The sequence below is a fragment of the Fredinandcohnia onubensis genome, from assembly GCF_002734285.1.
Taxonomy (GTDB): Bacteria; Bacillota; Bacilli; order Bacillales; family Bacillaceae_L; genus Ferdinandcohnia; species Ferdinandcohnia onubensis_A.
Window position 1 is genome coordinate 216,568 of sequence record NZ_NSEA01000005.1, and the last position, 12,051, is coordinate 228,618.

The following is a 12,051-nucleotide window of genomic DNA, read 5'->3' on the forward strand; positions in this document are numbered from 1 at the left end:
AGGAGGATTATTATGACAATCGATACGAAACCATTTGATAAAGATTATGTCAGAGGTTTTTCGTCTACTCTTGGTGAACCAAGTTGGCTACAGGAACTTCGCTTACAAGCTCTTGAAAAAGCAGAAGACCTTCCAATGCCAAGACCAGATAAAACAAAAATTGATAAATGGAACTTTACACAATTTGCAAATCATGTTGTGGAAAGTGCACCATATAACTCAATTGACGAACTCCCTGAAGAAATTAAATCATTAATTCATGTTGAAGAAGATAAGAATATATATATTCAACGTGACAACACTCCAGCTTTTATCTCTCTTACAGAAGAAGTAAAAGCAAGTGGTGTTATCTTTACAGATATTCATACAGCTGCACGTGAACATAGTGACCTTCTTCAAAAGTATTTTATGAAAGAAGCTGTTAAGGTTGATGAACACCGTCTAACTGCGCTGCATGCTGCATTGGTTAACGGTGGTGCATTTGTATATGTTCCTAAGAATGTAGAAGTATCGGTTCCACTACATGCTGTATTTATTCAAGAGAATGGTGAGTCTGCACTATTCAACCATGTAATCGTAGTTGCTGAAGATAATAGTTCAGTTACTTATGTTGAAAACTATATTTCAACAACAGATTCTTCGAATACAGTTGTGAATATTGTTTCAGAAGTTATTGCAGGCAGCAATGCAAAAGTTACTTACGGAGCTGTTGATGCCTTAGCTACTGGAAACACAACCTACGTAACACGTCGTGGAGTAATCGGCCGTGACAGTAAGGTTGAATGGGCTCTCGGCCTTATGAATGATGGTGATACCATTTCTGAAAATATCACTAACTTAGTTGGAGACGGTTCATATGCTGATACAAAGACCGTTGTTGTAGGTCGAGGCGAGCAAAAGCAAAACTTTACGACTAGAATTACTCACCATGGTAAGAATTCTGAAGGTTATATTCTAAAACATGGTGTAATGAAGGACAGCGCAAGCTCTATCTTTAATGGTATTGGGCATATCGAACATGGCGCTTCTAAATCCAATGCTGAACAAGAATCAAGAGTATTGATGCTAAGCGAAAAAGCTCGTGGAGATGCAAATCCAATTTTACTTATTGATGAAGATGATGTAACAGCAGGTCACGCTGCATCTGTTGGTAGGGTTGACCCTGTTCAATTATATTACTTAATGAGCCGTGGTATTCCACAGATGGAAGCTGAGCGTTTAGTCATTCATGGTTTCCTTGCACCAGTTGTAAACCAACTTCCAATCGAAGGAGTTAAGAAACAACTAGTTGAGGTAATTGAAAGGAAAGTAAAATAATGAATATCCAAGATATTCGTTCCATGTTCCCAATCTTAGATCAAGAGGTAAATGGAAACCCGCTTGTCTATTTAGACAGTGCTGCTACATCTCAAAAACCTGTTACTGTAATCGAAACGCTGGATCGCTATTATCGAGAATACAACTCAAATGTTCATCGCGGAGTTCATACCCTAGGTACAAAAGCAACTGATGCATATGAGAATGCTCGTGAAAAGGTTAGAAAGTTCATCAATGCATCTTCTATTCAAGAGGTTATTTTTACCCGGGGAACAACAACTGCAATCAATACAATTGCAGCAAGCTATGGGCGAGATAATCTCAGTGAGGGCGATGAAATTGTCATTACCTATATGGAACACCATGCCAATATTATTCCTTGGCAGCAAATTGCAAAACGTACAGGTGCGAAATTAAAATATATCCCTCTACAAGAGGATGGTTCGATTGACCTCAAGGATGTTGAAGAGATTGTTACGAATCGAACAAAAATTGTTTCTGTAATGATGGTCTCTAACGTTCTTGGTGCAATCAATCCAATTAAAGAAATTACCGAAATTGCACACCGTAATGGGGCTGTTATGGTTGTTGATGGTGCACAAGCTGCGCCACATCTAAAAATCGATGTGAAAGACCTCGATTGTGACTTCCTTGCTTTTTCTGGCCATAAAATGTGCGGACCTACTGGTATCGGTGTATTATATGGTAAGAAGGCATTGCTTGAAAAAATGGAGCCAGTTGAAACGGGTGGGGAAATGATTGATTTCGTTGACCTATACGAATCAACATGGAAAGAGCTTCCTTGGAAATTAGAAGCTGGAACTCCTATTATTGCTGGAGCAATTGGTTTAGGTGCTGCAATCGACTTTTTAGAAGATATTGGTCTCGACAATATTCTTGCGCACGAGCACAAGTTAGCAGCACATGCAATTGAACGAATGTCACAAGTAGAGGGTCTAACCATTTATGGGCCTGAGCATCGTGCAGGAGTAGTAACTTTCAATATTGAAGATGTCCACCCACACGATGTTGCAACAGTTCTAGATGCTGAAGGTATTGCTGTAAGAGCTGGTCATCACTGTGCGCAACCACTTATGAAATGGTTGAAGGTATCAGCCACTGCTCGTGCAAGTTTTTACCTCTATAATACAGAAGAAGAAATTGATAAACTAGTTGAAGGACTCATAAAAACAAAGGAGTATTTCAGCAATGGATTCTAAAATAAACCTTGATACCTTGTACCGACAGGTAATAATGGATCATTATAAAAAGCCGAGAAATCGAGGAGTTATCCAAGATGGGGCGTTAACAATTGATATGAATAACCCAACCTGTGGAGACCGCATTCATCTTACTTTAAAAGTAGATGATGGTGTCGTTCAAGATGCTAAATTCGATGGAGAAGGTTGTTCCATTTCAATGTCATCTGCTTCAATGATGACTCAAGCGATTAAAGGCAGTAAAATTGAAGATGCATTAAAAATGTCACAAATCTTCTCAGAAATGATGCTAGGAAAAGAATATGATGATAGCATTGATTTAGGAGACATTGAAGCACTTCAGGGCGTTTCAAAATTCCCAGCACGCATTAAATGTGCAACATTAGCTTGGAAGGCAATGGAAAAGGGATTTAAGGACGAACAAAATGAATCGTGAGTGATTTCTCATAGCAGTTCGATATGAGGATGCCTCACATAGAATGGAGTGAAGTAGAATGGCAAAGAAAATGCCTGAAATTGGCGATTATAAATATGGCTTTGCAGATAAAGACGTTTCCATCTTCCGTTCAGAACGTGGTTTAACAAAGGAAATTGTTGAAGAAATCTCTCGCATGAAAGAAGAGCCTCAATGGATGTTAGATTTCCGTCTTAAATCCTTAGAGCATTTTTACAACATGCCTATGCCACAATGGGGTGGAGACCTTAATAGCTTAAACTTTGATGAAATTACGTATTACGTAAAACCTTCTGAGAAATCCGAAAAGTCATGGGATGAAGTTCCTGAAGAAATCAAAGCAACTTTTGATAAGTTAGGTATTCCTGAAGCTGAACAAAAATATCTTGCAGGTGTTTCTGCTCAGTACGAATCAGAGGTTGTCTACCATAATATGAAGGAAGACCTTGAAGAACTGGGAATTGTATTTAAGGATACAGATTCAGCTCTTAAAGAGAATGAAGATATTTTCCGTGAGCACTGGGCGAAGGTTATTCCTCCAACTGATAACAAGTTCGCGGCATTGAACTCAGCAGTTTGGTCTGGTGGATCATTTATCTACGTACCACCAGGTATAAAGGTTGATACACCACTTCAAGCATATTTCCGTATCAACTCTGAAAACATGGGTCAATTTGAACGTACATTAATAATCGTTGATGAAGGTGCAAGTGTACACTATGTTGAAGGATGTACGGCTCCTGTTTATACAACAAACTCACTACACAGTGCAGTTGTTGAAATCATCATTAAAAAAGATGCGTACTGCCGTTATACAACTATTCAAAACTGGGCTAACAACGTTTATAACCTTGTTACAAAGCGTGCAGTATGTGATGCGAATGCAACAATGGAATGGATCGATGGTAACATTGGTTCAAAATTAACAATGAAATATCCAGCTGTTATCCTTCGTGGTGAAGGAGCTCGCGGTATGACTCTTTCCATTGCAATTGCTGGTAAAGGTCAACACCAGGATGCGGGTGCGAAAATGACTCACCTTGCTCCAAATACATCTTCTACTATCGTATCGAAGTCTATTGCTAAACACGGTGGTAAAGTAACATACCGTGGTATTGTACACTTCGGACGTAGAGCACATGGAGCTCGTTCTAATATCGAATGTGATACGTTAATCATGGATAATCAATCAACTTCTGATACAATTCCGTATAATGAAATTTTAAATGATAATATTTCATTAGAGCATGAAGCGAAGGTATCGAAAGTATCTGAAGAACAACTATTCTATCTAATGAGCCGTGGTATTTCTGAGCAAGAAGCTACTGAAATGATCGTAATGGGCTTTATCGAGCCATTTACAAAAGAGCTTCCAATGGAATACGCAGTTGAAATGAACCGCTTAATCAAGTTCGAGATGGAAGGTTCAATCGGATAATAAGAACACATGCAATAACTCGTTTGAGATACTCTCAAGCGAGTTATTTTTGTACATAATCGTAATAGGAGGTGACTCCATGATCTATATTGGCGTAACAGGCTGGGGTGACCATGATAGTCTATATACAGCAGGAACCACACCAGGTGATAAACTGAAGGAATATGCCGGTCATTTTCCGATCGTCGAGGTGGATGCATCTTTCTATGCGATTCAGCCTAAACGTAATGTGGAAAAATGGCTGAAAGACACACCGGAATCTTTTCAATTCATTGTTAAAGCTTATCAAGGGATGACAGGTCATCAACGTGGGGAGATGCCATTTGAAACAAAGGAAGACATGTTTGATGCCTTTCGTTTGTCACTTGAACCTTATCAACAAGCAAAAAAGCTCGCCATGGTTTTATTTCAATTTCCACCATGGTATGATTGTAAACGTGAAAATGTAGACTACTTAAGGTGGTGCAAGCAGCAGATGGGAGAAATTTCTGTGGCCCTTGAATTCCGCCACCAATCATGGTTTTCACCACAACTAAAACAACAAACATTACAATTTATGGAACAGGAAGGCTGGATTCATAGTATTTGTGATGAGCCACAGGCAGGCCAAGGGTCAATCCCGACAGTCTTACATCCAACCCATAAACAAAAAACGCTCGTTCGTTTCCATGGCAGAAACGTCCATGGCTGGACAAAGCCAAAAGAAGGCAATTGGCGTGATGTTCGTTATTTATATAAGTATAATAAAGAAGAGCTAGAAGAATGGATTCACCATGTTCAGAAACTTAATCAATCAAGTGAAACCATCTACGTATTGTTTAATAACAACTCAGGTGGAGATGCAGCAGACAATGCTAAGCAATTTATCGATATGCTCGGAATCGAATATCGAGATCTAGCCCCGAGGCAATTAGACTTTTTTAGTTAGTACAAACTATAAGCATATTTTAGATTTCATACATAAGTGAAGCACCTAAAGAGGAAAGTCCACAGCAGCATTTTAAACAGGCAGAAGGAGGTGTAGGGATTGATTGAAACCGTGCATATTTATCACACAAACGATCTCCATAGCCATTTTGACCGATGGCCTAAAATCACAAAATATATCACAGAAATGAGAAAACTGCATCAAGCAAACAATGAGGAAATGCTCTTAATCGATATTGGTGACCATATTGATCGCTTTCATCCGATTTCTGAAGCATCCCATGGGAAAATGAATGTGCAGCTCTTAAACCAGCTTCAATACGATTATGCCACTATCGGTAACAACGAAGGGATTACGATGTCGTATGAACATCTGGATTCTTTATATGACGAGGCAGAATTTAAGGTGTTGCTTGCAAATCTATTCGACCGAGATGGGAAGCTACCTAACTGGGCAGATCCTTACCATATTCATGTCTTGCCAAGTGGGTTTAGGATTGGAATCATCGGTTTAACGGTTCATTATATTGGGCTTTATAAGCTGCTCGGCTGGAACGTCAAAGACCCTTTGGTTATCCTACAAGACACAATCAATGAATTAAAAGACAAAACAGATATGGTTCTTTTGATGTCCCATTTAGGAATCAATGAGGATGAGCAAATTGCAAGAGATTTCCCAGATGTTGACGTGCTACTTGGTGGCCATACACATCATCTTTTAGAAAATGGGAAGAGAATCAATAACACACTTCTATGCTGTGCGCAAAAATACGGGAATTATATCGGACATGTCACTCTTAAAATTGATACTGAACACAAAAGGCTTATTGAAAGTGCTGCAAATGTAATCCCTACGAAATCACTGTCAGAAAGTAAGGAAACAACTGAAATCATTTCAGAGTACATGGCAAAAAGTATACACACCTTACAACATGATGTTGTTGCTGAGATTGAACAACCACTTCTAAGTGATTGGTTTGCAGAAAACTCATTTTCCAAGCTTTTAGCTGAGGTGCTTCGTGAATGGTGTGAAGGAGACATATCCATGGTGAACGCAGGGCTATTGCTTGACTCGCTTCCAACAGGAAAGGTAACAAGAGAAGACTTGCATCGAATATGTCCACATCCTATTAATCCATGTAAGGTCTGGGTTAAGGGCGATGAACTGAAGGAAATCATTTTACAGGCAAACACGAAGGAAATGGAAAATCTCAGAATAAAAGGTCTAGGCTTCCGTGGAAAGGTAATGGGCAAAATGGTATATGATCGTGTAGAGCTTAAAACTTCAAAGCTTTCGGATGGATTAGACCATATTACCGATATTAAAATCAATGGGGAGGACCTTGACCCAGACAAAACGTATTCAATCGCTACGATTGATATGTTCACATTCGGATCACTTTTTCCTGTCATACGAGATGCTAAGGATAAAGAATACTATATGCCAGAATTCTTACGAGACCTTTTAGCTGAAAAATTAAAAACAATCAGCAAAACGTTCTAAAGATACTTAGTCAAAAGGGTTAGAGAAAGATAGGTCTATGACTAGTACTATTTCAAACACAAATCACTTTCCCGTTACATAAATTAGTTAGGGAAAGGAGTGTGCTAGGAATGGTCTCAATGACACCAATAGTAATTGATAATCATCAATTTACAGCCATTACCGTTAAACTGCCTAAGACAAATTTTATGGCAGTCACAAATGAAAATGGCTATATTATGTGTGGAGCTCTCGACGTTGCACTGTTGAATGAAAAACTTAAAGAACGAGGCATTATTGCTGGTAGGGCAGTTGGTGTTCGTACAATCGAGCAATTACTGGATGCCCCTCTTGAATCAATTACGATTGAAGCCGAAAACCGAGGCATTACAGTAGGTATGAAAGGCAAAGACGCCCTATTAAAAATGATCTAAAATTAACCTGAGAAGGTATACCATATAAAAGAATCTTGCACCACCCAAGTGTTGTCGAACAAAATAGTTATCGTACATCCCCCCTTACTTGCATACACATAGCTTGTAAGGGGGGATTTTCGTTTGGGAAAGTACAAAGCTCGTCTACAACCAAGAAGGAAAGGGCCCTTGCCTTTCCGCTACGTCTTTTTATTAACATTTGTCTTTTTTATTCTCTCGACTGTTATTGGTTTATTCATTATTAACAAAGCGATAGAGCCAGCACTTATGGCATATGCTGAAAATGAAACAAAGAAGGTTGCTGCAACAGTTATTAAAAATGCTATTAATCAACAATTAAATGAGGAAGAATTAGTCCAAGAGGATCTAAGTATTGTGCAAACGGATGAAAATGGGAAAGTGATTAGCTACAATACTCAGGTTGTCAATAAAATGGCGACAAAGACACTCGGAAATATTGAGCGATACTTAAAGTATGTAAATGAAGGTGAAGTTAATAAACTTGAATATCCTGATTTAGAAATTGAGACGGATGATGCCAGTGGCCAAACGGGCTTTGTTTTTAAAGTACCCCTTGGGGAAGCAACAAATAATGCCCTATTAGGAAACTTAGGTCCGGAAATACCGATTCGTTTTCATATGATTGGATTTGGGGAAACAACGCCACAAGGAAGAATTGACGAGTGGGGGATTAATAATGGGTGGTTTCAATATAATGTTCTTGCGACAGTGACGATGCAGGTTATTTTACCTTTCTCAACAGGAGAGGTTGAAATTGAAACCATTATCCCCGTTATCAATCAAAACATTTTACATGATGTTCCAGATTTCTATAATAACGGTGGGGAATCATCTCCTTCTATAGAGATACCGACAAATTAGCAAAAAATACTATACTAGAATAGTTGAATCTAAGCGTAAAATCGTATATACTAGCGAAGGAATTAATAAATGAATACACCACCTTATCGGATCGATGGGGTAGAGGTGCGGAAAATAAGAGTAAACTATGTGAGGATGACAACGTAGATCATAGTTGAAAGGATTTTTTGCCGAAGCAAAAATAAACTCGTCAATGTTATTTTTGTTGGGGTTGCCTTGAAAAAGGGTAACACTGTCATTATAGAAATGATCTATAATGGAGGGCTACTGATCGTGATGGAGGATAACATAACATTACGGAGAGTAATGATAGTTATTTTCTATCATACTCTCTTTTTGTCTTCTAAAGAGTATCTTCTTTCACCACGCCCTCCATAAAAATACTTGGAGGAATCATATCATGTCTGGAACAATATATTCAATTATCCCACCAATCATTGCACTTCTCATGGTTATTTTAACAAGAAGAGTTTTACTATCACTTGGAGTCGGCATTGTATCGGCTGCATTCGTATTACATGGAAATGTACTTAAGAATGAAGGAGTCGGAGCTTGGCTACAAGACGTCTTACTTACAATCTGGAATAGCATTAGAGGAGTCTTCGTTTCAGAAGGCGCACTTAATACTTGGAATGTATATATTATTTTATTTTTATTCCTATTAGGAATTATTACTGCCTTTATCTCCATTTCTGGCGGTAGTCGCGCATTTGGCGAATGGGCCCAAACAAAAGTAAAAACAAGAACGGGTGCACAACTTTTAGCTGCTGTTTTAGGTATTATTATTTTTATTGATGATTATTTTAATGCTTTGGCTGTTGGACAAGTAAGTAGACCAATTACAGACCGAAATAAGGTTTCACGTGCAAAGCTAGCTTATATTATTGATTCAACATCCGCTCCAATTTGTGTTGTATCACCCATTTCTAGCTGGGGTGCTTATATTATTGCAATCTTGGCACCTATTTTAGTCACACATGGAGTAGCAGAGTATTCACCATTATCTGCTTTTATTCAAATGATTCCGTTAAACCTCTATGTATTGGTTTCGATTTTAATGGTAATAGCTGTAGCCATTTTTAATATTAATTTTGGTAGTATGAAAACCCATGAAAACCGTGCATTAACAACAGGGGAGGTAACAGACCCTGAAAAACCGGTATTAGGGGAATTAAAGCAGGAATTACCTCAAAGTGAGAAAGGTACTGTCGGTGATTTAGTTTGGCCGATTATTGCATTAGTTGTCGGTACGGTTGGATCCTTATTATGGACAGGCTACAAAGCTTCTGAAGGCGATATAACCATTTTTACGATTTTTGAAAATACTGATGTAACAGGTTCGCTATTATCCGGTGGAATCCTAGGGATTATTGTTACACTTATTTTGTTCTTTGTTCAAGTTTTCGCGAAAAAGGCTTTAAACATCGGCCTTCTTCCTAAGGGAATTGTTGAAGGGATAAAATCAATGCTCCCAGCTGTATACATTTTACTATTTGCTTGGGTAATTATTGACTTGATTGGACAAATTGAAACAGGAAAATATCTAGCAAGCCTTGTAGAAAGGTCCAATTTAAATATAGCATTTATACCGGTGATTTTATTTGTTGTAGCAGGATTTATGGCGTTTGCAACTGGAACGTCTTGGGGAACCTTTGGGATGATGCTCCCGATTGCAGGAGACATTGCGGCTGCTTCAGATATTAATTTATTACTTCCAGCCTTAGCTGCAGTACTAGCGGGTTCAGTGTTTGGTGATCATTGCTCACCAATATCAGATACAACTATTCTGTCCTCCACTGGAGCGGGTAGCCACCATATTGATCATGTAATGACACAGCTACCCTATGCCGTCACCTCTGCCGTGATCACTGTAATCGGATATATAGTACTAGGTCTAACAGGCAGTACCCTATTAGGAGTGCTTACTACCATAGTATTATTTGTTATTTTTGTTTTTATAATGAAAAACAGACAAAACGAATAGAATTACTATTCAAATGTTAACAATCGAACTTAACTAGTATATAAGAGACAAAGGGAATTAGAACCTTTGTCTCTTTTTTTAAAAAAGTAAATTTCATTTTAAAATAACTTTTGACATAGAGATAAAGACTGGCTATACTAATAAATAGATTATAGAAAATAATCTGAAAATAGAAAAATTTCCAACATAAGCCTAGTGCTAAATGACTAATACGGTAACGGGCTAAAGTGGGAAAGGGGAGGTTTGTTTATGGATAATCGTCCACAGTGGGGGACACGGGCAGGATTCGTAATGGCTGCAATCGGTTCTGCGGTTGGTTTAGGTAATATTTGGAGATTTCCATATGTTGCTTACGAAAATGGAGGAGGCGCTTTCTTTCTACCATACCTATTTGCGATTTTAACAGCTGGAATACCAATCCTAATTCTAGAATTCACAATCGGACAAAAGTTTAGGGGTTCAGCACCTTTGTCATTTTTCCGTTTAAATAAAAAATTGGAATGGCTTGGGTGGTGGCAGGTATTAATTTCTTTCGTAATTGCCACCTATTATGCAGTCATTATCGCATGGGCAATTTCGTATACTTTCTTTTCATTTAATAAAGCATGGGGAGAAGATACAGGCGGATTCCTATTCTCTAAATACTTGCATTTAGCTGAAACTCCTGGAGACATAGGAGCACCAGTACTTGGGGTCTTTGGACCTTTAGTTGTTGTTTGGGCAATTACGCTATTTATCCTATTCAAAGGCGTGAAGAAGGGGATTGAAAAAGCGAATAAAATTTTCATTCCTACACTATTAGTTATTTTTACGATTATCGTTATTCGTGCAGTAACACTTGAAGGAGCAAGTACGGGACTAAATTCATTCTTCCAACCTAACTGGGATAAGATTATGTCTGGAGAGGTTTGGGTAGCGGCATACGGACACATTTTCTTTAGTTTATCAATTGGTTTTGCAATTATGATTACTTATGCAAGTTATTTACCAAAGAAGTCCGATGTAGTAAACAATGCATTTATTACCGGTTTTGCGAACTCAGGTTTTGAACTATTAGCAGGTATCGGGGTATTCGCTGCATTAGGCTTTATGGCAGCACAAGCGAATGTACCTGTAGAAGAAGTAGCAAGTGCGGGTGTTGGTCTAGCATTTGCGGTCTTCCCGCAAATTATTAACCAAATGCCATTTGGCGAATTTTTCGGAGCGCTTTTCTTCTTATCGTTAGTATTTGCCGGATTAACATCACTTATTTCGATTTGTGAAGTGTTCATTGCAGCAGTTCAAGACAAGTTTAATCTTACTCGTAACAAGGCAGTCATATATGGTGCAGGTTTAGCATCACTTATTTCAATCCTATACTCTACAAATGGAGGACTATACTTCCTGGATGTAGTTGACTACTTCATTAACCAATTTGGTATTGCTGTTGCTGGATTAGTTGAAGTAATACTTATTGCTTGGGTATTCAAGCAAATGAATCCATTACAAGCACACGCAAATGCGATCTCCGATATTCGTGCAGGTGGTTGGTGGAAGATTTGTTTAGGCGTAATCACACCAGTCGTTTTAGGATATATGATGTTTGACCTATTCAAACAAAATATCCTTCAACAATTTGATAATGCAACTGGAAACTATGAAGGGTATGCAACTTCATTTATACTTTTCCCGGGTGTTTTCATTGCAGCAGGAGTCATTATATTAGGAATTGTGTTCTCACTTAAAAAGTGGGGTAGTGCAGCTTTAAATGACAACTATTCTTCTGGTAGTGACAAGGAGGTAGGACTATGACCGGTGGTGCAATTGCTATGATGATCATTGGGATGGTTATCTTATGGGGAGGTCTAGCAGCAAGTATTGCACATGCTGCAAAAAAGGCTAAACAGGCGAAACAAGGTTAAAGAAAGAAATC

Annotated in this window: 11 protein-coding genes and 1 riboswitch; all 11 genes read left to right on the forward strand. The window is 38.4% G+C overall.

Annotation, left to right across the window (positions count from 1 at the left end; all coding sequences use genetic code 11):
- Window positions 1-12 precede the first annotated feature (12 nt).
- The 11 genes from sufD to CKJ95_RS23190 all read left to right on the forward strand — a co-directional run bounded on the left by sufD (window position 13) and on the right by CKJ95_RS23190 (window position 12,040).
- Entirely contained in the window at window positions 13-1,317 is a 1,305-nt protein-coding gene (gene sufD / locus CKJ95_RS06890; RefSeq protein WP_099352659.1) for a Fe-S cluster assembly protein SufD, read from the forward strand.
- Window positions 1,317-2,537, forward strand: coding sequence for a cysteine desulfurase (locus CKJ95_RS06895; RefSeq protein ID WP_099352660.1), 1,221 nt, complete (start codon window positions 1,317-1,319; stop codon window positions 2,535-2,537). The genes sufD and CKJ95_RS06895 overlap by 1 nt, the downstream gene beginning before the upstream one ends.
- Window positions 2,527-2,973 carry a Fe-S cluster assembly sulfur transfer protein SufU gene (gene sufU, locus CKJ95_RS06900; RefSeq protein WP_099352661.1) on the forward strand — a complete coding sequence of 149 codons (447 nt, stop codon included), beginning with the start codon at window positions 2,527-2,529 and terminating at the stop codon, window positions 2,971-2,973. The genes CKJ95_RS06895 and sufU overlap by 11 nt, the downstream gene beginning before the upstream one ends.
- A gap of 58 nt (window positions 2,974-3,031) precedes the next feature.
- On the forward strand, window positions 3,032-4,429 hold the full coding sequence (gene sufB / locus CKJ95_RS06905) for a Fe-S cluster assembly protein SufB (protein ID WP_099352662.1): 1,398 nt from the start codon (window positions 3,032-3,034) through the stop codon (window positions 4,427-4,429).
- 79 nt (window positions 4,430-4,508) lie between these two features.
- Window positions 4,509-5,357, forward strand: a complete 849-nt coding sequence (locus tag CKJ95_RS06910; RefSeq protein ID WP_099352663.1) for a DUF72 domain-containing protein — start codon at window positions 4,509-4,511, stop codon at window positions 5,355-5,357.
- Between the two features lie 99 nt (window positions 5,358-5,456).
- The gene (locus tag CKJ95_RS06915) at window positions 5,457-6,860 is read left to right on the forward strand and encodes a bifunctional metallophosphatase/5'-nucleotidase (RefSeq protein WP_099352664.1); all 1,404 of its coding nucleotides are present in this window, start codon (window positions 5,457-5,459) and stop codon (window positions 6,858-6,860) included.
- A 110-nt stretch (window positions 6,861-6,970) separates the two neighbouring features.
- Window positions 6,971-7,273 (forward strand): YunC family protein, encoded by a 303-nt coding sequence (locus CKJ95_RS06920; RefSeq protein WP_099352665.1) that lies wholly within the window; start codon window positions 6,971-6,973, stop codon window positions 7,271-7,273.
- Between the two features lie 123 nt (window positions 7,274-7,396).
- Window positions 7,397-8,155 (forward strand): sporulation protein YunB, encoded by a 759-nt coding sequence (gene yunB, locus CKJ95_RS06925; protein ID WP_099352666.1) that lies wholly within the window; start codon window positions 7,397-7,399, stop codon window positions 8,153-8,155.
- Between the two features lie 92 nt (window positions 8,156-8,247).
- Window positions 8,248-8,430: riboswitch (Lysine riboswitch) on the forward strand.
- A gap of 125 nt (window positions 8,431-8,555) precedes the next feature.
- Window positions 8,556-10,139 carry a Na+/H+ antiporter NhaC family protein gene (locus tag CKJ95_RS06930; RefSeq protein WP_099352667.1) on the forward strand — a complete coding sequence of 528 codons (1,584 nt, stop codon included), beginning with the start codon at window positions 8,556-8,558 and terminating at the stop codon, window positions 10,137-10,139.
- A gap of 249 nt (window positions 10,140-10,388) precedes the next feature.
- Window positions 10,389-11,930, forward strand: coding sequence for a sodium-dependent transporter (locus CKJ95_RS06935; protein ID WP_099352668.1), 1,542 nt, complete (start codon window positions 10,389-10,391; stop codon window positions 11,928-11,930).
- Entirely contained in the window at window positions 11,927-12,040 is a 114-nt protein-coding gene (locus CKJ95_RS23190) for a methionine/alanine import family NSS transporter small subunit (protein WP_142353927.1), read from the forward strand. The genes CKJ95_RS06935 and CKJ95_RS23190 overlap by 4 nt, the downstream gene beginning before the upstream one ends.
- Window positions 12,041-12,051: the final 11 nt, after the last annotated feature.